This is a genomic window from Streptomyces sp. NPDC022552 (assembly GCF_055561875.1).
This window is the reverse complement of record NZ_JBVHGJ010000020.1, coordinates 18,981-38,839: the sequence shown is the minus strand read 5'-3', so window position 1 is coordinate 38,839 and position 19,859 is coordinate 18,981. Positions and strand designations below refer to the sequence as shown.

Below are 19,859 nucleotides of genomic sequence, written 5' to 3'. Positions count from 1 at the left end.
GCCGGGGGTGCGTACGCAGGACTGCGGCTGCGCACCCCACAGGGGTGGGCCAGGTCTCCGTGACACGCCCGTCCGGCCGTCCCCGGCCCCAGGGGCAAACGCTCATAGGACGTTCCCCGGGCGTCCAGATGCATGTCGGCGGGAACACGCCGGGCGCGACGACAACACCGGTATGCGTGTCGTCATCGTCACCGAATCCTTCCCACCCGATGTCAATGGTGTGGCGCACTGCGCCCAGCAGACCGCGCGCCACCTCGTCCGCCGCGGTCATGACCCGCTCGTCATCGCCCCGGCCGTCGCCGGAGCCACCGACACCCACCCGGACACCGACGCGCCCTGCCCGGTCGTGCGCGTTCCGTCCCTGCCCCTGCCCGGCTACCCCCAGGTGCGCGTCGCCCTCCCCAGCCGCCGCCTCGCCACGGCCATCGCCGCGCACCGGGCCGATGTCGTCCACCTGGCGAGCCCCTTCGTACTCGGCGTACGGGGCATGGCCGCCGCGACCCGACTCGGACTGCCCGCCGTCGCCGTCTACCAGACCGACCTCGCCGGATACGCCCGCACCTACATGGGCACCGGGGAAGGCGCCGCCTGGCGCCGGCTGCGGGCCGTCCACGGCGCCGCCGACCGCACCCTCGCGCCGTCCACCGCCGCCGTGCGCGACCTGGAGACGCACGGCATCGGCCGCGTACGGCTCTGGCGGCGCGGCGTCGACACCGTCCGCTTCCGACCCGACCTGCGCGACGACACCCTGCGCCGCGAACTCGCCCCCGACGGCGAACTCGTCGTCGGCTACATCGGCCGCCTCGCCCCGGAGAAGCGGGTCGAGCTGCTCTCCGGCGTGTGCGGACTGCCCGGCATACGGGTCGTGGTCGTCGGCGACGGACCCAGCGAGCCGGCCCTGCGCGCCGCCCTGCCCGGCGCCCGGTTCCTCGGCCGCCGCACGGGCGACGACCTGGCCAGGATCTTCGCCTCGCTGGACGTGTTCGCGCACACCGGCCCGTACGAGACGTTCTGCCAGACCGTGCAGGAGGCGATGGCCGGCGGCGTCCCCGTCGTCGCTCCGGCCGCCGGGGGGCCGCTGGACCTCGTCGACCACCGCCGGACCGGTCTCCTCGTTCCGCCGGACGACTCCACCGCACTACGCGACGCCGTCGCCTCGCTCGCCGGGGCACCGGCCCTGCGCGCCGCCTACGGGCGGGCGGGCCGCGCCGCCGTCGAGGACCGGACCTGGGAGGCCGTCGGCGACGAGCTGATCGGGCACTACCTGGAGGTCCTGCGCGAGCGGACGGCGGTGGCGGCATGAGAGGCCCCGCGATACCCCGGCCGCTGCGCATCGTCCGGCTGGCCAACTTCGTCACGCCCACCTCGGGGGGCCTGCGTACGGCCCTCGAACAGCTCGGCCGCGGCTACCTCGCGGCCGGGCACGAGCCCGTCCTGATCGTCCCCGGCGACATGGAGAGCGACCGGGTGACCGACCAGGGCCGGATCATCACCCTCCCCGGCCCCGTGCTCCCCGGCACCGGCGGCTACCGCGTCCTCGCCGACCGGCGCCGCGTCCGCCGGATCCTGGAGGAGCTCTCCCCGGACCGCATCGAGGTCTCCGACCGTACGACCCTGCGCTGGACGGGGGAGTGGGCGCGACGGGCCAGGGTGCCTTCGGTGATGGTCTCCCACGAGACCGCGGACGGCGTCCTGCGGACCTGGGGCGTGCCCCCGGCCACCGCGGCCCGCGCCGCCGACCGGCTCAACCGCCGTACGGCGTGGGCGTACTCGCGGATCGTCTGCACGACCGAATGGGCGGAGCGGGAGTTCGTACGGATCGGGGCCCGCAACGTGCTGCGCGCGCCGCTCGGCGTGGACCTGGACCGTTGCCGGCCGGGGCGGCGCAGCACCGTCCTGCGGGCCGAGCACGCGGACGGCGAGCGGGTGCTGCTGCTGATGTGCTCGCGGCTCTCCGTGGAGAAGAGGCCCGGAACGGCCCTGGACGCGCTCGCGCACCTGCGCGGCCAGGGGGTGCGGGCGGCGCTCGCCGTGGCGGGCGAGGGGCCGCTGCGAGGCGCTCTGGAGCGGCGGGCGCGGGAGGAACGGCTCCCGGTGCGCTTCCTGGGGCACGTCGCCGACCGCGAGACCCTGGCCGACCTCCAGGCCTCCGCCGACCTGTGCCTGGCACCGGGGCCCGCCGAGACGTTCGGTCTCTCGGCGCTGGAGGCACTCGCCTGCGGGACCCCCGTGGTCGCCAGCTCCTCCTCCGCGCTCCCCGAGGTCATCGGGGACGCGGGCGCCTGCGCCACGGACGGCCCGGCCTCCTTCGCGGAGGCGGTCCGCTCGGTGCTCGACCGCCCGGAGCCGGCCCGCCGCGCGGCGGCACGCGCGCGTGCCGAACTCTTCGGCTGGGACCGCTCCGTCGCCGCGTTCCTCGACGCCCTCGAGGCGGCCCCGACCACGATCCGCGTCCCGCCGCAGGGGGTGCGCACATGACATCGGATCCCATCGCCGATCCCGCCCCCGCCGTCATGCCCGAGACCCGTCACGTGCGCCTGCACGCCGTCCCCGCCCCCCGTCGCGAACCCGGAGCCGGTCCGGTGACGCCCGCGCCTTCCGCCGTGCTCGCGCCCGCTCCCCTCCGCTTCGCCGTCCTCGGAGACTCCCTCAGCGAGGGCGTCGGCGACCGCGTCGACGGCACCTGGCGCGGCTGGGCCGCCCTGCTCGCCACCGGGCTCGCGGGCCCCGGGCAGCGGCTCGATCTCCGCAACCTCGCCGTCAGCGGCGCCCAGAGCCGGGAGGTCGCCGAGCGGCAGGCACCCGAGGCCGTGGCGTTCCGCCCGCACCTCGCCTCCGTCGTCGTCGGCGTCAACGACACCCTGCGCCACACCTTCGACATCGAACAGCTCGCCCGCCGCCTCGACCGGGTCTGCGCGGACCTGACCGCGAGCGGGGCCGTCGTCCTCACCGCGTGCCTGCCCGACCCCGGCCGGATGCTCGGCCTGCCGCCGCCGCTCGCCCGCCCTCTCGCCCGGCGCCAGAGGGCCGTCAACACCCTGGTCCACGCGCTCTCCGCCCGATACGACGCCGTCCACCTCCACCTCGCCGGCAGCGCCTGGACCGACGACCGGGCCCTGTGGAGCGCCGACCGCCTCCACCCCGGCGAGCGCGGCCATCGGGCGATCGCCGCGCGGTTCCACGCGCTCCTCGCCGACCGGGGCCTCGCCCATGGCACCGCGCCCTCACCCGATCCCGAACAGCCGCCGCCGACCCGGACGGAGGCGGTGCTCTGGCTCGCCACCGCGGGCACCGGATGGGTGCTCCGCCGCTGCCACGACCTCCTGCCCCAGCTGCTGCACCTGGCGGGCTCGGAGCTGCGGCACTGGGCGGGCGGCACCGACGCCCGGCTCGACCGGCGGGCCGAACACGCCCTGGCCGCCGCGCTCGCGGCCGTGTCCCTGGACGCCGCGGTGGCCACAATGGGGGAATGACAGGGCGCTGGGAGTTCTGGATCGACCGTGGCGGCACGTTCACCGACGTCGTGGGCCGGCGACCCGACGGGCGGCTGGTCACCCGCAAGATCCTCTCCCACGACCCTGCCCGCCCTCACGACGCGGCCGTCGCCGGTATCCGCCTCCTTCTCGGGCTCGGCCCCGATGAGCCGGTGCCCGCCGACCGGGTCGCCGTCGTGAAGATGGGTACGACCGTCGCCACCAACGCCCTCCTGGAGCGGCGCGGCGAGCCGACGGTCCTCCTCGTCACCGAGGGCTTCCGCGACGCCCTGCGGATCGCCTACCAGAACCGGCCCCGGCTCTTCGACCGCCACATCGTGCTCCCCGAGGCCGTCTACGAACGCGTCATCGAGGTCCCCGAGCGGGTCGACGCCCAGGGCCGGGTGGTGCGGCCGCTGGACGAGGACGCCGTCGCCGAGGAGTTGCGGGACGCCCACCGCGACGGCTACCGCTCCGCCGCCGTCGTCCTCATGCACGGCTACCGCAGCCCCGGCCACGAGAGCCGGATCGCCGGCCGAGCCCGCGCCCTCGGCTTCGCCCAGGTCAGCTGCTCCCACGAGGTCAGCCCGCTGATCAAGTTCGTGCCCCGCGGCGACACCACTGTCGTCGACGCCTATCTCTCACCGATCCTGCGCCGCTACGTCGACGAGGTGGCCCGCGAGCTCGCCGGTATCCGGCTGATGTTCATGCAGTCCAACGGCGGCCTGCGGGAGGCCGCCCACTTCCGTGGCAAGGACGCCGTCCTCTCGGGACCGGCCGGCGGCGTCGTCGGCATGGCCCGTACCTCGGGGCAAGCGGGGTTCGACCGGGTCATCGGCTTCGACATGGGAGGCACCTCCACCGATGTGTCCCACTACGCGGGCGAGTTCGAGCGTGAACTGGGTACACAGGTCGCGGGCGTACGGATGCGGGCCCCGATGATGAACATCCACACCGTCGCCGCGGGCGGCGGCTCCGTCCTGCACTACGACGGCCAGCGCTACCGCGTCGGCCCCGACTCCGCGGGCGCCGTGCCCGGCCCCGCCTGCTACCGCCGCGGCGGCCCGCTGACCGTCACCGACGCGAACGTGATGCTCGGCCGGGTCCAGCCCGACCACTTCCCCGCCGTGTTCGGACCGGACGGCGACCAGCCGCTGGACGCGGCCGTCGTACGGGAGAAGTTCACCGCCCTCGCCGAGGAGACCGGCGGCGGCCGCACCCCCGAGGAGGTCGCGGCGGGATTCCTGGAGATCGCCGTCCTCAATATGGCCAACGCGGTCAAGAAGATCTCCGTCCAGCGCGGTCACGACGTCACCCGCTACGCCCTCACCAGCTTCGGCGGCGCGGGCGGCCAGCACGCCTGCGCCGTCGCCGACGCCCTGGGCGTCGACACCGTCCTCGTACCGCCGCTCGCGGGTGTCCTCTCCGCGTACGGCATCGGGCTCGCCGACGCCACGGCCATGCGCGAACAGTCCGTGGAGGCCGAACTCGACGCGGAGGGGACGCACGCGCGCGTGACGGAGCTCTGCGACGAACTCGCCGAACGCACCACGGAGGAGCTGCGCGCCGACGGACTGCCCGACTCCGCGATCACCACCCACGCGCGCGTGCTGCTGCGCTACGCCGGCACCGACGCGAGCCTCCAGGCGGACCTCGCCCCCGCCGAGGAGATGCGCGAGGCGTTCACGGCCGTCCACCGCGCGCGGTACGCCTTCACCATGGACCGGCCCCTGGTCGTCGAGGCCGTCTCGGTCGAGGCCGTGGGACTCGCCGGGCCGCACGGTCCCGTGGCCGTAGAGGCGGGGGAGCCCACCGGGGAACGCCCCGCCGAACGCGCGCCCCGGGCGACCGTACGGATGTACAGCGGCCACGCCACCGCCGACACCCCGCTCCACCGCCGGGAGGACCTGCGGCCCGGCGACACCGTCACGGGACCGGCGATCCTCGCCGAGGCCGACGCCACCACCGTCGTCGACGCGGGCTGGCGGGCCACGGCCGGCGACGGCGGACACCTCGTCCTCACCCGTGCGACACCCCGCCCCGCGCGCGTGGCGGTCGGCACGGACGTCGACCCGGTCCTGCTGGAGGTCTTCAACAACCTCTTCATGGCGATCGCCGAGCAGATGGGCGTACGCCTGGAGAACACCGCCCACTCCGTCAACATCAAGGAGCGACTCGACTTCTCCTGCGCCCTGTTCGACCCCGAGGGCAACCTCATCGCCAACGCCCCCCACATCCCCGTCCACCTCGGCTCCATGGGGGAGTCCATCAAGGAGGTCCTGCGGCGCGGCGGCGACACCCTGCGCCCCGGCGACGTCTACGCGATCAACGACCCGTACCACGGCGGCACCCACCTGCCGGACGTGACCGTGGTGACCCCGGTCTTCGCCGACTCCGGCGACCGGCTGCTCTTTCTCGTCGCCTCACGCGGCCACCACGCCGAGATCGGCGGCATCACCCCCGGCTCCATGCCCGCCTTCAGCCGGACCGTCGACGAGGAGGGCGTCCTCTTCGACAACTGGCTGCTCGTACGGGACGGCCGACTGCGCGAGGAGGAGACCCGCGCGCTCCTCACCGGGGCCACGTACCCGTCCCGCGACCCGGACACCAACCTCGCCGACCTCCGCGCCCAGATCGCCGCCAACGAGAAGGGCATCGAGGAACTGCGGAAGATGGTCGACCAGTTCGGCCTCGACGTCGTCCACGCCTACATGCGGCACGTGCGCGCCAACGCCGAGGAGTCCGTGCGGCGGATCGTCGCCGGTCTACGGGACGGCTCGTACCGCTACGAGACGGACAGCGGCGCCGTCATCCAGGTGGCGGTCCGCGTCGACCGCGAACGGCGCTCCGCCGTCCTCGACTTCACCGGTACCTCGCCCCAGCAGGACGGCAACGCCAACGCGCCCACCTCCGTCGTGACGGCCGCCGTGCTGTACGTCTTCCGCACGCTCGTCGACGACGACATCCCTCTCAACAGCGGCTGCCTGGAGCCCTTGGAGGTCCGTGTGCCGCCCGGCTCCATGCTCGCGCCCGCCTACCCGGCCGCGACCGTCGCCGGGAACGTGGAGACCTCCCAGGCGGTGACCGGCGCCCTCTACGCGGCCCTCGGCGTCCAGGCCGAGGGCTCGGGCACGATGAACAACCTCACCTTCGGCAACGCGCGCGTGCAGTACTACGAGACGGTGGCGAGCGGCTCCGGCGCGGGCGACGGCTTCGACGGGGCCGACGCCGTCCAGACCCACATGACCAACTCCCGCCTCACCGACCCCGAGATCCTGGAGTGGCGCTACCCGGTCCGGGTGGACTCCTTCGCGCTACGGCGGGACAGCGGCGGGCGCGGCCGATGGCGCGGAGGGCAGGGCGTCGAACGCCGGATCCGCTTCCTCGAACCGATGACCGTGGCCCTGCTGACGGGCCACCGCCGGATCCCGCCGTACGGCATGGCGCACGGCGAGGCCGGGGCGCTGGGGGAGAACCAGGTCCGGCGCGCCGACGGCACCGTCGAGCACCTCGACGGGGTCGACACCACCGACGTCGGTCCGGACGACGTCCTGGTCCTGCGGACCCCGGGCGGCGGAGGCTACGGCACGCCCTGAACCGGCGCCGTCCGTCAGCCCGTCGGCACGAAGCGCACCACCGTCCCCGGCACGGCCTGCGCCGCCGCGGCCAGATCGGCCTCCCGGACCACCGCCACCACCGGATAGCCGCCGGTGGTCGGATGGTCGGCGAGGAAGACCACGGGCCGCCCGTCCGGGGGCACCTGCACCGCCCCCAGGACCATGCCCTCGCTGGGGAGTTCGGCCGTGACCGCCCGCTCCAGGGGTGGCCCCTCGGTACGCAGGCCGATGCGGTTGGAGGCGGCGGACACCCGGTACGCGCGCGTGGCCAGGGTGCGCAGTGCCCCCTCTGTGAACCAGTCGTCGCGCGGCCCCAGCCGGACCCGCAGGACGAGTTCGTCTGACGGGCCCGGCCAGGGAGGAGCGTCGAGCGGCCCCCGTACGCCCGGTTCCGCTCCCAGCGGCAGTACGGCCCCGTCCGCGAGCGGCGCCGGGCCGAGCCCGGACAGCAGGTCGGTGGAGCGGCTGCCGAGGACGGGTTCGGCGGCGATCCCGCCGCCGAACCCCACGTACGCCCGCAGGCCGTGGGTGGCCGCCCCGATGTCGAGGAGCGCGCCCGCCGGCACCCGTACGGCCGTGCCCCAGGCGGCCGGCCGGCCGTCGACGGTGACCGGGCACGGCGCGCCGCCCACGGCGACGGTGACCGCGCACCGGGGCCGCACCGCGCACCCGACGATCGTGGTCTCCAGGACCGCGGCGTCCTCCGGATTGCCCACCAGACGGTTCACCCGTCGCGCCGCGCCGGGATCCAGCGCCCCCGAGCGGGGCACGCCCAGATGCGCGAAACCGGTCCGGCCGAGGTCCTGGACGGTGGTCAGCGCTCCGGCCCGTACGACGGCGACAGCACGATCGGTCACCGGCTCTCCACCACGAAACGCACCAGCGCGCCGGGCGTCAGCAGCGCGGCGGGCTCGCGCCCCGCGTCCCAGAGGACCGTGTCGGTGGAGCCGATCAACTGCCAGCCGCCGGGGGAGGAGCGGGGATACACGCCCGTGTACGGCCCCGCGAGCGCGACCGAACCGGCCGGGACGGACGTGCGCGGGGTGGCCCGGCGCGGCACCTGGTACGGCTCGCCGAGACCGGTCAGATAGCCGAAGCCCGGCGCGAACCCGCAGAACGCGACCCGGAACTCGGTGGCCGAGTGGATCCGTACCGCCGTCTCCACGGACACCCCCCAGAGCGCGGCGACATCGGCCAGGTCAGGACCGTCGTAGCGGACCGGCACCTCGACGGCCCGCTCCACGCGCGCGTGGAGCGGCGGAATCGTCCACTCCCGCAACTGGCCCGCCAGGAGGTCCGGAGCGTCGACCCCGTCGAGCAGCACCGTCCGCGCCGCAGGGACGATCTCCCGTACGGAAGGCAGCGCACCGCCCGCGCGCCGGCGCAGCAGTTCGGCGTGGAACGCCTCGGTCTCCGTGCCGCTCCCCAACTCGACGAGCAGCGCCCGCTCGCCCACCCGGAACACGCGCCGCGCCTTCACGCGAACGCCTCGACCGTGACTCCGGTCGCCTCCAGCCCGGCGCGCACGCGCCGGGCGATGCCCACCGCGCCCGGGGTGTCCCCGTGCAGGCAGAGCGAGCGCGCCCGCACGGCGACGGAGGTCCCGCAGTGCGCGGTCACGACGCCGGACCGGGCCATGGAGACCGACCGTTCGACGACCTCCGCCGGATCGGCGACGACCGCCCCCTCCTGCCCCCGTGGCAGCAGGGAGCCGTCCGCCGTGTACGCCCGGTCGCCGAAGGCCTCGGCGACCACCGGCAGCCCCGCCTTCGCGGCCGCCTCGTGGAGCCGGGAGCCGGGCAGGCCGAGCACGGGCAGCCCGCCGCCCGCGAGAAGCACCCCGTCGACGACCGCCGCCGCCTGCTCCTCGTCGCGGACCACCCGGTTGTAGAGCGCGCCGTGGGGTTTGACGTAGGAGACCCGCGAACCTGCCGCGCGGGCGAAGACGTCCAGCGCGCCGATCTGGTACGCGACCTCGGCCGCCAGCTCGTCCGCCGGGACATCCATCGAGCGGCGCCCGAAGCCGGCCAGATCGCGGTACGAGACCTGGGCGCCGATCCGTACGCCCCGCGCGGCCGCCAGTTCGCAGACGCGGCGCATGGTGACCGCGTCCCCGGCGTGGAAGCCGCAGGCCACGTTGGCGCTGGTGACGACGGAGAGCAGCTCCTCGTCGTCGGTGAGCGTCCAGCGGCCGAAGCCCTCTCCGAGGTCGGCGTTGAGGTCGATCGAGGCCCAGGTCATGGCCGTTCCTTTCGTTCCCCGGCGGCCCGGGACATGAGGGCCGCCGGTGTCATACCAGTTCCCGGCCGCGGGTCTCCGGGAGGCCGAGCAGGGCGAGGACCGCGAGGCCGTAGCCGATGGCCCCGAAGACCAGCGCGCCGCCGACGCCCCAGCTCTCGGCGAGGAAGCCCACCAGGGTCGGGAAGACCGCGCCCACCGCGCGGCCCGTGTTGTACGTGAACCCCTGCCCCGTGCCCCGTACCGCCGTCGGGTAGAGCTCGGCGAGGAAGGAGCCGAAGCCGCTGAAGATGGCCGACATGCAGAAGCCGAGCGGGAAGCCGAGCACGAGGAGGAGCGTGTTCGCCCCGGAGGGGATGTTCGTGTACGCGAGGACGGAGAGTGCCGACAGGGCGGCGAAGAGCGCGATGTTCTTCTTCCTGCCGAGGACGTCCGTGAGGTAGCCCCCGGTCAGATAGCCGATGAAGGCCCCGGAGATGAGGAACGCCAGATAGCCGCCGGTGCCGACGACCGTCAGTCCCCGCTCGGTCTTCAGGAAGGTCGGGACCCAGGTGGCGAGGGTGTAGTAGCCGCCCTGGACGCCGGTCGACAGCAGCACCGCGAAGAGCGTCGTGCGCAGCAGATCCGGCCTGAAGACGGCGGCGAACGAGCCGCGCTCGGTGGCGGTGCGCCGGATCTCGGCCGCCTGCGGGGCGTCCTCGACGTTCCGCCGGACGTAGACGACGAGCAGCGCGGGCAGGGCACCGGTCCAGAACATGACCCGCCAGGCCAGGTCGGCGTCGACGAACGCGAAGACCAGGGTGTACACGATCACCGCGAGCGCCCAGCCGACCGCCCACGCGCTCTGGATGCCGCCGAGCGTACGGCCCCGGTGCTTGGCCGAGGCGTACTCGGCGACCAGGATCGCGCCGACCGCCCACTCGCCGCCGAAGCCGAGGCCCTGGAGGGCGCGGAAGACCATCAGGGTCTCGTAGTTGGGCGCGAAGCCGCAGAGGACGGTGAAGAGCGCGTAGGTGATGACGGTGATCATCAGCGCCTTCACGCGGCCGATACGGTCCGCAAGGATGCCCGCCAGCGCGCCGCCGATCGCCGAGACGACCAGGGTGACCGTGGTCAGCAGACCGGTCTGACCCTTGTCCAGGCTGAAGTAGGCGGCGATGGCCACCATCGAGAGCGGCAGCGTGAAGAAGTCGTAGGAATCCAGGGCGTATCCGCCGAACGCGCCGCCGAAGGCACGCCGGCCGCGCGGCCCGAGGGCCCGCAGCCAGGCGAACGCGCCCGTGTCGTCGTGCCGTTCGCCCTGGGGCTGCTGCTTGGTCTGTGCCGTGCTCATGTGCACCTCGCAGAGGGGGAGGAGGCGTGCTGAGTGACGTACTCGAGGACCGTGCGGTGTCGTCAACGTAGGGGATCGTTCAACGATCCGACAAGAGGTATGTCGTCACGTTCTTGTTTCCGCGCGGGACCTGGTATTGACTCGGCCGCGGACGACGAACGAATCGAGGCGCGGTGGGCGGAATCGGCGAACTCGCGGACGACCGGGCGCTGCTCGGGCGGACCAGCACGGCGGAACGGGTTGCGGACATCCTGCGCACCCGGATCGCCGAGGGCTTCTTCCCGCCCGGCACCCGGCTCTCCGAGGACAGCATCGGCGGCGCGCTCGGAGTGTCCCGGAACACACTGCGCGAGGCGTTCCGCCTGCTCACCCACGAGCGGCTGCTCGTCCACGAGCTCAACCGGGGCGTCTTCGTCCGGGTCCTGGCCGTCGAGGACGTCGCCGACATCTACCGCACCCGCCGCCTCGTCGAATGCGCCGTCGTCCGCGGCCTGGGGCAGTCGCCGTACGCCCTGGACGGTCTCGTCGCGGCGGTCCAGGAGGGCGTGGAGGCGGCGCGTACGGAGGACTGGAAGGGTGTCTCCACCGCCAACATCCACTTCCACCGGGAACTGGTCGCCCTGGCCGGCAGCGCGCGCACCGACGAGCTGATGCGGAGCGTCCTCGCCGAACTCCGCCTCGCCTTCCACACCGTGGACGACCCCCGCGGCCTCCACGAGCCCTATCTCGTACGAAACCGGGAGATTCTGGACGCCCTGGGTGCCGGTGAGCGCGCGACGGCGGAACGTCTCCTGGCCCGCTACCTCGACGACTCCCGCACCCGGATCGTCGAGGCGTACGCCAAGGCGGTCGAGCAGCCGGAGCCCCCGGACGCCTGAGCGGGCGCGGGTCCGGCGGGTCGCCTCCGCGCTACCACGTCCCGCCGGCCGACGGGGTCGCATCTGCGCCGTTTCGACCGTTGTCAGTTCGAGGACCTAATCTGTGCACCGTGACTTCGCCTGCCTCGACGGACTTCGTTCCGCCCCAGCTCAGCGCGGGGCCGCGGCCCGCGCAGGGTCCGGCCGCCGACGAAGGGCTCGCGCGGCGGCTTCGCGCGCTCGCGTGCACGGCCCCGCTGCACGACCTGGACGCGCGCAAGGCGAACCTGGCCGGTGAGTACTCGGTCTACGCGATGGCGGAGGTCGCCCTCGCCGCCATCGACCTCGTCACACTCAACATGGACTTCGACACGGGCGCCGACCACGAGCAGATCGTCGCCCGCCTCCTGCCCCGCGTCGGCGCCCAGGCCCCCGCCCGCCCCGCCGCCGAGCACGAGCGCGTCGCCCGCTGGGTCCTGGAGAACCTGATCAACGTCGGCAGCGTGGACCGCGGCTTCCGCGCCGTGTACGGCACGTTCGGCGCCGACGGCGTCTACACCCGCCGCGACTACGACTTCAAGCTGATCGAAGAGGTCCCCGGCTACGGCGGCGGGGTCTATCTCCGTACGACGGACGAAGCGGTCAACGTCCTCGTCGGCGCTCTCGACACCGACGTCACCAGCGCCCAGATCGCCGCCGAGGTCAAGCTGGAGGTCCTGATCAGCCGGGGCCGGCTCGCCGATGCCCAGCTCGCCGCCGAGCAGGCGCGGTACCGGACCGTGCAGTACGCCGAGACCCTCCGCAAGACCCTGGAGGCGACCCGGCGCAACGTACGCGCGGTGGACTGGCTGCAGGCCGTCCCGGACATGATCGCCGAGGCGCTCGACCACGTCGCCGACCGGTACCGCCACGAGAACGCGATCCTCACCAACATCCGCAAGGCCCGCGACGAGGCCGAGGACCCGGAGCACAAGCGCCGCGCCGCCGAACTCGTCGACATCGTCAAGGACTGCATCCGCCGCCACACCCAGCTCCAGTCCCGGCTCCTCGAGGCGGGCCCGCTCTTCCGCGCGGAGCAGGACCGACAGGCCTTCGCCGCCCCCACCTCGTACACCGGCATAGACCTCTACGGGCAGCTGGTCGCGCCGATCCTGCCGCTCCCCGTCGAGCAGGCGATCAAGGTCACGGACGCGTTCTTCGCGCGGGGTACCGGGCTGCGCACCCCGGCGTCCGTGCGCGTCGGCGACCTCGTCGAGATGCTCCTCACCCCGCCCGTCGAGCGCGAGCACCTCGGCGCGGAGATGCCCGAGCCGGACCTGATCGCCACCCCCGACGACAGCCGCTTCAGCGAGGAGCAGCTGGCGAGCGCGATGGAGCTGCTCGACCTGGAGCACGACGCCCCGCGCCGGCTCTCCGGACTGCTCGCCGAGGCCCGTCTGCGCGACCCCGACCTCCCGTACCTGGTCGCGCTCCTCGCCGTCCACGCGGCGAGCCCGCCGGTCGGCACGGCGTACCGCCAGGGCGAGGAGCGGCTGCTCTTCGCGGTCGACGACGGTACGCAGCTCGACGACCCGGAGTTCGGCGGCGCCGACCTGATAGTGGGTACGGCGCTCCTCGACGCGCTGGGTATGGCGGCGGACCGCTCGGAGGCCTCATGACCACCGACCGGTCGCCGCTGCCCGAGGTACTGCCCGGCTCGACGCCTGACGCGCAGCCCGAGGGCGTGCCCACGGCGCAGACGGCCGCGGAAGCGCGTGCGGTTCCGGACGAGGTGGTCCCCGCGGAAGCGCGTGTGGTTCCGGACGAGGGTGTCCCCGCCCCGGACCCTGACCCGGCCGCGGCGGTGCCCCCGCCCGCCTCCGGCCGGCGGAGCCCCGCCCCGTACGTGCGCGCCGTCCGGCTGACCCCGGCCCGCGCGCCCGAGCCGGGGATCCAGACCCCGCCCCGGCGGCGCGCCGTGAGCGTGACGCCCGTCCGCCTGCCGTTGCCCCGCCCCGAACCCACCGCACCACCGACCGACAGCCGTCCCGAGGAGCCCCAGCCGTGAGCGAACACCACGCCGAGCACGCCGCCGCGTGGAGCGAGCCGGAGCCCCCGCACACCGCTGCCGCACCGCACGCCGTCGCCGCACCCGTCACGCCCGCCGACGCAGCCGACGCCGCGCGGCTCGTGTCGTTCGGGCTGCAGCCCAAGCTGCTGCCCGCCCGGGACGCCGAGTACACCGAGCTGCTCCGCCGCTACCGCGAGGACCCCGCCTTCGCGCGCCTCGCCGACGCCGTCGCCACCGGGCTCGGGCTCGTCGTCCTGGAGGTCTCCCCGCGCGCGGGCATGGCCGTCACCGCCGGCGAGGACTCGGTCTTCGCCGTCCGCATGGGTGACTACGCCCGCCGCGCCTCCACCGACTCCGCCGACCGCTTCCTGCACGGTCTCGCCCACCTCGCCGTCGCCGCCATGGCGTTCCCCCGGCCCGAGGACCTCGCCGACGACGGGTACATCGGCCGCCTCACCGTGAACGGCGTCGACGCCTTCGTACGCCAGGCCTGCCGCCGCCTCGAAGAGCGCGCCGAGCGGCAGGGCGAGAACACCGACCCCGCCTCCGACGCCCCCGGCCTGGAGGCCGCCTGGCGGATCTACGCCCGCCGCAGCTCCACCGGAGCCACCAAGGACGCCCGCCGTCTCGCCGGCTCCACCACCGGCATCGTCGGCAAGGCCGTCGCCTTCCTCACCGACTCCGGCTTCCTCCAGCGCACCGGCGACGACGCGGGCGGTGCCTACCGCACCACGGCCCGCTATCAGCTCCAGGTCCGTGACATGGCCGGCAGCGCCGCCATGGCCGAGCTGCTCGACCTCGGAGTCGTCCCGGTCAGCGACGGCTCCGCGACCCTCCTGCCGCCGCCCGACGGCGACGACCTGGAGCTCGCCGCCGACGCCGGCCTCCCGTTCCATGCGTAACCGCCCCGCGTAATCACAGAACCAGTCGACGAGAGTCCGCCATGTACGAGTTGTCCCGGGTCCGCCTCTACTCCATCGGTCCCGCCGGTGCGCGTTACGCCGACACCGTCCTGGACCTGCGCGGAGTCGGCGCGCCCGTGCCTCACCCCGCCCCCACCCAGGCGGAGTTCTTCGAGGAGGAGCCGGTCGGGCCGCCGCGCCGTCCCGCCCCCGCGGGTGTGCTCTTCCTGGAGAACGGCGGCGGCAAGTCCGTACTGCTCAAGCTGATCTTCTCGGTCATGCTCCCCGGCCACCGCAACACCCTCGGCGGTGCCAGCTCCGGCGTGCTGCGCAAGTTCCTGCTCGCCGACGACTGCGGCCACGTCGCCCTGGAGTGGCAGCACACCCTCACCGGCGAGCTGGTCGTCGTCGGCAAGGCCAGCGAGTGGCGCGGACGGCAGGTCTCCAACGACCCGCGGAAGTTCGCCGAGGCCTGGTACTCCTTCCGTCCCGGCCCGGGCCTGAGCCTGGACAACCTCCCCGTCGCGGAGGCCACGTCCGTCCGCCCGCCCGTCGAGGGCGCGTCCGGCGCCCAGGGCCGCCGCCGCACCATGAAGGGCTTCCGGGACGCCCTCACGGACGCGGGCAAGGCGTACCCGCACCTGGAGGTCTACTGGGAGGAGATCCACGACCGCTGGAACGAGCACCTCGGCGACCTGGGCCTCGACCCCGAACTCTTCCGCTACCAGCGCGAGATGAACGCCGACGAGGGCGAGGCCGCCGGCCTCTTCGCGGTCAAGAAGGACTCCGACTTCACCGACCTGCTGCTCCGGGCGGTCACGGACACCCGTGACACCGACGGGCTCGCGGACCTCGTCAGCGGCTTCGGCAACAAGCTCGGACGGCGGGCCGAACTCACCGCGGAACGCGACTTCACCGCCGGTTCCGTCGACCTCCTCGGCCGCATCGTCGAAGCCGCCGAGACCCGGGCACGCGCGCGTGACATCCACGCCGGGGCCGAGCGCCGCACGCGTACGCTCGCCCGCCGTCTCTCCGCCCGCGCCACCGAGGAGCGCTCGCGCGCCGCCGAACTCGCCCAGCAGGTCACCTCCGCCGCGCACGCCGTCTCCGAGGCCGAGACGAGCCGTGGCCGCAGCTCCCTCATCGCTGCCGAACTGGCCTACCGGCACGCCTCCCTGGCCCTCACCGTCGCCGAGAAGGGCGCCGCCTCCCAGCGGCGCGAACTCACCGACGCCCGTACGCTGCACTCCGCCTGGCAGGCTGCCGAAGCCGTGCTCCGCCACCGGGCTGCGGGCGACCGCTCCGCGCGCGTGGCCGCCGCGATCCGCGAGGCCGAGCGCGACGCCGCGCCCGCGCTCGCCGCCCGCGCCAAGGCCGCCGCCGACCTCGTACGGGCCCTGCACGCCGCCGCGGAGGACGGCGAGCGCCACGCCACCGAGGAGGAGGAGCGCTCGGCGGCCCTCCAGGAGACCGGCGAGACCGCCCACCGCGACGCCACCGTCGCCGCCACCGAGGCCCAGCGCGCCCGCAGCGAGGCCGGACACCTGCGCCAGCGCCTCGCCGAGGTCGAGCAGGAGACCGCGGAGGCCGTACGGGCGGGCTGGCTCGACGACTCCGCCCCGGACGCCGACCCGGCCCGCGCGGCCCTCGCCGCGAGCGACGCCGAGAAGACCACGGTCGCCGCCTGGGACGCGGCCCGCGACGCCGCCCGCTCCGCGGCCGACCGCGCCCGCGAGGCCGCCGCCGCCGAGTCCCGCGCCGAACTCGCCGCGGCCCGCGCCACGGACGCCGCCGAGGCCGCCGAGCACGCGTACGACGCGGAGCGCCGCGCCGCCGAGTCCCTCGCGACCGACGACCGCCTCGCCGAACTCCTGAGCCTGCCGCCCCGGCCGACGGCCCCGCTGCCGGGCCAGCGTGCGGGGGAGGCCGGCGCGGGAGCGGCCGCCGCGGACCCGGCCGCGGGCGGGTCGCAGGGCGCTCCCGGCGCGGAAGGCGCCCCGAGCGAGCCCGGCACGGACGCGGACACCGCCTTCGGCCCCGCCGGGACGACCGGCCCCGAAGGGACCCACGGCCCGCTCACCGTCACCGAGTTCGACCGGAACGCCGACGAACTGCGCCGGCTCCTCGACCAGTCCATCGCCTCCGCCGAACGCCAGCTCTTCGACCTGCGCACCGCCGCCGCCGACGACTCCCGCATCCTCGGCGCGCTCGGCGACGGCGGACTGCTTCCGCCGGGACCGGACGTGCTCGCCACCGTCGAGTACCTCGGCGAGCAGGGCATCCCGGCCCTCCCCGGCTGGCGCTACCTCGCCCAGGCCGTCGACCCCGCCGACCACGCCGCCGTCCTCGCCGCCCGCCCCGAGCTGGTCGACGGCGTCGTGATCACCGACCCCGTCTCGTACACCCGCGCCCGTGAGGTGCTGAGCACGGCCGCCCTGCTGCCGCGCTCCACCGTCGCCGTCGGCACGGCCGCCGCGCTCCTCGCCCCCGTACCGAGCCCGCAAGCCGGCGAGGACCAGGGCGTCTTCCTCGTCCCGCCGAACCCGGCCATGCACGACGAGCACGCCGCCGACGAGGAGCGGCACGCCCTGCGCGCCCGCGCCGCCGCGCGCGACGAGGAGATCCGTACGCTCGCCGCCCGGCTCACCGGAGACCGCTCCCTCGCCGCCCGGATCGGCTCCTGGCGGGCCGACTGCCCGCCCGGCATGCTCGCCGAGCTGGCCGCGGTCGCCACCACCGCCCGGGAGACCGCCGAGGCCGCGGCGGAGACCCTCGCCGAGGCTCGTACGGTACGGGCCGAGGCCGACGAGGCCGCCGCCGACGCCGCTCGCGTACGGGACGAGCGCCAGGAGGCCGCCCAGCGCGCCCGCCGCGTCGCCGACGCCCTCGCGGGCCTCGCGTTCCGGCTGCGCGAGCGTTCCGCCTGGCAGGCCAAGCTCCGCGAACTGGCCGACGACGCCGCCGAGTCCGAGGCCCGTGCCCAGACCTGCCTGGAGCGTGCCCGCGCCGCCGACGAGGACCGCCGGGCCGCCCAGCGGGCCGCCGACGACGCCCACCGCACCGCCCGCGCCCTGCGCGCCGAACGCGCCGAGATCGCCGGGGCACCCGACCAGCTCCCCGAGGAGGACCCGGCAGCGCCCCGCACCGCGCTCCCCACCCTCCGCGAGGCGTACCGCGCCGCGTCCCAGCTGTACGAGAAGGTCGGCGTCGGTGCGGACCTCCGCGCCGAGCAGGCGCGCGCGGAGAGCGACGAGTCAGCGGCGCTCGCCGAGCTCGACCGCCTCACCAACAAGGTCCGCACCCGCGCCGAGCAGCTCCTGGAGTCGACCGACGGCGCCGACGGCCCGTCCCGCCAGGCCGCCGCCGCGCGCGCCGAGGCGCTCGTCCAGATGCTGGAGACCCGGGCCTCCGAGGCGAGCGAGAAGCTCGGCCGGCTGCGCGGCGAGGCCGAGCGGCTGGCCCCCGAGGACGGCGCGTCGCACACCGAGCTCCCCGAGGAGCTGGTCCCCGCCGACGCCGAGCAGGCCCAGACCCTGCTCCGTACCGCGACCACCGAACTCGCCTCCCGCAGCGACGCCCTGGAAGCCGCGCGCACCGCGCACGCGAGCCTCCTGCGGGCCCACCGCGCCTCCGAGGACGCCGCGAGCGGCTTCGACGAGTCCGCGGCGCTCCTGCGCGACCTCCTCCGTGACCACACGGAGGACGAGGAGGACGGGCCCGAGACGTACCCCGGCACGCTGGAGGAGGCCCGGCAGACGGCCGCCGAGGCCCGCCGCTCGCTGCGCGCCTGTTCCGCCGAGCTCTCCGCGGCGGACGCGGCCGTGCGCGAGGCGAGCGACATCCTCGTCCGGCACGCCAACTCGACCCGCTACGAGCAGGTCCGCACCCCCGCCCGCCAGCAGATCCGCGAACTGCCCGCCGCCGCGCTCCCCGAGCACGCCGCGAAGTGGGCCGAGGCCTTCGCGCCCCGGCTCCGCGTCCTCACCGACGAGCTGGAGCAGCTGGAGCGCAACCGCGACTCCATCGTCGACCGGCTCCGCGGCCTGGTGGAGTCCGCACTGACCACGCTCCGCTCCGCGCAGCGGCTGTCCCGGCTGCCCGAGGGGCTCGGCGAGTGGTCGGGCCAGGAGTTCCTGCGCATCCGCTTCGAGGAGCCGGACCAGGCGACCCTCACCGAGCGGCTGGGCGAGGTCATCGACGAGGCGACCCGCGCCGCCGTCAAGAAGAACTCCGACCTGCGCCGCGACGGCATGTCCCTGCTCCTGCGGGGCGTTCAGGCGGCGCTGGAGCCGCGCGGCATCGCGGTGGAGATCCTCAAGCCGGACGCCGTGCTGCGGGCCGAGCGCGTACCGGTCGGACAGATGGGCGACGTCTTCTCCGGCGGCCAGCTCCTCACCGCCGCCATCGCGCTCTACTGCACGATGGCCGCGCTGCGCTCCAACGACCGGGGCCGCGACAAGCACCGCCACGCGGGCACGCTGTTCCTGGACAACCCGATCGGCCGCGCCAACGCCACGTACCTCCTCGAACTGCAGCGGGCCGTCTCGGACGCCCTCGGCGTCCAGCTGCTGTACACGACCGGTCTGTTCGACACGACCGCGCTCGCGGAGTTCCCCCTGGTCATCCGGTTGCGCAACGACGCGGACCTGCGGGCGGGACTGAAGTACATCAGCGTGGAGGAGCATCTGCGCCCGGGCCTTCCGCAGCCCACCGCGGAGGACGGGGGCGTGCACGGCGAGATCACGGCGACCCGGATGTTCCGGCGCTCCTCGGTGGAGGAACCCGTCACGCGGTGACGACGACGAACGGCCCGGCCCCCTGGTGGGGCCGGGCCGTTCGTCGTACTCCCGTGCCTCGGGCCGGCTCAGCGAGCCCGAGGCACGGGCCGTGCCTCAGGCCGCCTCGGACAGCGCCGGCGCTTCCGCACGTCGTATCGCCGCGGCACCCTGACCGGGATCGGCCTCCGCCGCCCGTGTGGCCTTCTGCGCCCGGCGCCGCTCACGCCGCGACATCCGAACCGCACTGCTCGGCTCGGACACCACACCGTTGCGCTGCCGCCAGACCTGACGCGTCACCCACACATCGAGCACGCTCCAGGTCGCCACGACCGTACTGCCGACCGTGGTCAGCAGCGTCGGAAACGCGAGCCACGAACTCGTGACCGCGCAGAGGAAGGCCACCATCGCCTGTATCAGTGTCACCGACGTGATCATCACGGCTCGTACGGCGGCGGTACGCACCGGGTCCGGCAACCTGCGCCGGCCCTTCTCGTCCTCCACCCACAACTGCCGCGCGGACCGCGCCTCGTGCTCCATCGTCTCGTCACTCCCCACCGCTGAACGTCCTCAGGGGTGGCTGCCCGTCTTTTGTGGCTTTACACGGACACACC

Annotated in this window: 14 protein-coding genes; 9 read left to right on the top strand and 5 right to left on the bottom strand. The window is 74.8% G+C overall.

Going from position 1 to position 19,859, the window contains the following annotated elements:
* The first annotated feature begins 172 nt into the window (after positions 1 to 172).
* From ACZ3OF_RS33720 to ACZ3OF_RS33705, 4 genes are read left to right on the top strand one after another with little or no spacing between them, the layout of a single operon-like run.
* Positions 173 to 1,303: a glycosyltransferase family 4 protein gene (locus tag ACZ3OF_RS33720; RefSeq protein ID WP_361678755.1), complete on the top strand. Its 1,131-nt coding sequence runs from the start codon at positions 173 to 175 to the stop codon at positions 1,301 to 1,303.
* Positions 1,300 to 2,478 carry a glycosyltransferase gene (locus ACZ3OF_RS33715; protein WP_467308644.1) on the top strand — a complete coding sequence of 393 codons (1,179 nt, stop codon included), beginning with the start codon at positions 1,300 to 1,302 and terminating at the stop codon, positions 2,476 to 2,478. Before ACZ3OF_RS33720 ends, ACZ3OF_RS33715 begins: the two co-directional genes overlap by 4 nt.
* Positions 2,475 to 3,473: an SGNH/GDSL hydrolase family protein gene (locus tag ACZ3OF_RS33710; protein WP_467308642.1), complete on the top strand. Its 999-nt coding sequence runs from the start codon at positions 2,475 to 2,477 to the stop codon at positions 3,471 to 3,473. The genes ACZ3OF_RS33715 and ACZ3OF_RS33710 overlap by 4 nt, the downstream gene beginning before the upstream one ends.
* Positions 3,470 to 7,069 (top strand): hydantoinase B/oxoprolinase family protein, encoded by a 3,600-nt coding sequence (locus ACZ3OF_RS33705; RefSeq protein WP_467308640.1) that lies wholly within the window; start codon positions 3,470 to 3,472, stop codon positions 7,067 to 7,069. Before ACZ3OF_RS33710 ends, ACZ3OF_RS33705 begins: the two co-directional genes overlap by 4 nt.
* Positions 7,070 to 7,083: 14 nt before the next feature.
* On the opposite strand, the gene ACZ3OF_RS33700 is transcribed toward ACZ3OF_RS33705, so the two are convergent.
* From ACZ3OF_RS33700 to ACZ3OF_RS33685, 4 genes are read right to left on the bottom strand one after another with little or no spacing between them, the layout of a single operon-like run.
* Positions 7,084 to 7,947 (bottom strand): 5-oxoprolinase subunit C family protein, encoded by an 864-nt coding sequence (locus tag ACZ3OF_RS33700; protein WP_467308639.1) that lies wholly within the window; start codon positions 7,945 to 7,947, stop codon positions 7,084 to 7,086.
* Entirely contained in the window at positions 7,944 to 8,570 is a 627-nt protein-coding gene (pxpB, locus tag ACZ3OF_RS33695) for a 5-oxoprolinase subunit PxpB (RefSeq protein WP_467308637.1), read from the bottom strand. Before pxpB ends, ACZ3OF_RS33700 begins: the two co-directional genes overlap by 4 nt.
* Complete coding sequence (locus tag ACZ3OF_RS33690; protein ID WP_361678773.1) at positions 8,567 to 9,331, bottom strand: LamB/YcsF family protein; 765 nt, start codon at positions 9,329 to 9,331, stop codon at positions 8,567 to 8,569. The genes pxpB and ACZ3OF_RS33690 overlap by 4 nt, the downstream gene beginning before the upstream one ends.
* Positions 9,332 to 9,380: 49 nt before the next feature.
* Positions 9,381 to 10,661, bottom strand: coding sequence for an MFS transporter (locus ACZ3OF_RS33685; protein WP_361678776.1), 1,281 nt, complete (start codon positions 10,659 to 10,661; stop codon positions 9,381 to 9,383).
* Between the two features lie 173 nt (positions 10,662 to 10,834).
* On the opposite strand from ACZ3OF_RS33685, the gene ACZ3OF_RS33680 reads away from it, so the two are divergent.
* The 5 genes from ACZ3OF_RS33680 (at position 10,835) to ACZ3OF_RS33660 (ending at position 19,266) form a co-directional block, all read left to right on the top strand.
* The gene (locus tag ACZ3OF_RS33680) at positions 10,835 to 11,539 is read left to right on the top strand and encodes a GntR family transcriptional regulator (protein ID WP_361678779.1); all 705 of its coding nucleotides are present in this window, start codon (positions 10,835 to 10,837) and stop codon (positions 11,537 to 11,539) included.
* 110 nt (positions 11,540 to 11,649) lie between these two features.
* Positions 11,650 to 13,176 (top strand): hypothetical protein, encoded by a 1,527-nt coding sequence (locus tag ACZ3OF_RS33675; RefSeq protein WP_361678782.1) that lies wholly within the window; start codon positions 11,650 to 11,652, stop codon positions 13,174 to 13,176.
* On the top strand, positions 13,173 to 13,565 hold the full coding sequence (locus tag ACZ3OF_RS33670; RefSeq protein WP_361678785.1) for a hypothetical protein: 393 nt from the start codon (positions 13,173 to 13,175) through the stop codon (positions 13,563 to 13,565). Before ACZ3OF_RS33675 ends, ACZ3OF_RS33670 begins: the two co-directional genes overlap by 4 nt.
* A complete protein-coding gene (locus tag ACZ3OF_RS33665) occupies positions 13,562 to 14,470 on the top strand; it encodes a hypothetical protein (protein WP_361678788.1) in 909 nt (302 codons plus the stop codon). Before ACZ3OF_RS33670 ends, ACZ3OF_RS33665 begins: the two co-directional genes overlap by 4 nt.
* Positions 14,471 to 14,511: 41 nt before the next feature.
* Positions 14,512 to 19,266: a hypothetical protein gene (locus tag ACZ3OF_RS33660; RefSeq protein WP_467308632.1), complete on the top strand. Its 4,755-nt coding sequence runs from the start codon at positions 14,512 to 14,514 to the stop codon at positions 19,264 to 19,266.
* 96 nt (positions 19,267 to 19,362) lie between these two features.
* On the opposite strand, the gene ACZ3OF_RS33655 is transcribed toward ACZ3OF_RS33660, so the two are convergent.
* The gene (locus tag ACZ3OF_RS33655; RefSeq protein ID WP_361678844.1) at positions 19,363 to 19,785 is read right to left on the bottom strand and encodes a hypothetical protein; all 423 of its coding nucleotides are present in this window, start codon (positions 19,783 to 19,785) and stop codon (positions 19,363 to 19,365) included.
* Positions 19,786 to 19,859 lie beyond the last annotated feature (74 nt).

Bases quoted from the DNA above. Each gene is read 5' to 3' on its own strand.
- ACZ3OF_RS33710 (WP_467308642.1), top strand. From the start codon at position 2,475: ATGACATCGGATCCCATCGCCGATCCCGCCCCCGCCGTCATGCCCGAG.
- ACZ3OF_RS33720 (WP_361678755.1), top strand. From the start codon at position 173: ATGCGTGTCGTCATCGTCACCGAATCCTTCCCACCCGATGTCAATGGT.
- ACZ3OF_RS33715 (WP_467308644.1), top strand. From the start codon at position 1,300: ATGAGAGGCCCCGCGATACCCCGGCCGCTGCGCATCGTCCGGCTGGCC.
- ACZ3OF_RS33670 (WP_361678785.1), top strand. From the start codon at position 13,173: ATGACCACCGACCGGTCGCCGCTGCCCGAGGTACTGCCCGGCTCGACG.
- ACZ3OF_RS33705 (WP_467308640.1), top strand. From the start codon at position 3,470: ATGACAGGGCGCTGGGAGTTCTGGATCGACCGTGGCGGCACGTTCACC.
- ACZ3OF_RS33655 (WP_361678844.1), bottom strand. From the start codon at position 19,785: ATGGAGCACGAGGCGCGGTCCGCGCGGCAGTTGTGGGTGGAGGACGAG.
- ACZ3OF_RS33685 (WP_361678776.1), bottom strand. From the start codon at position 10,661: ATGAGCACGGCACAGACCAAGCAGCAGCCCCAGGGCGAACGGCACGAC.
- ACZ3OF_RS33660 (WP_467308632.1), top strand. From the start codon at position 14,512: ATGTACGAGTTGTCCCGGGTCCGCCTCTACTCCATCGGTCCCGCCGGT.
- ACZ3OF_RS33690 (WP_361678773.1), bottom strand. From the start codon at position 9,331: ATGACCTGGGCCTCGATCGACCTCAACGCCGACCTCGGAGAGGGCTTC.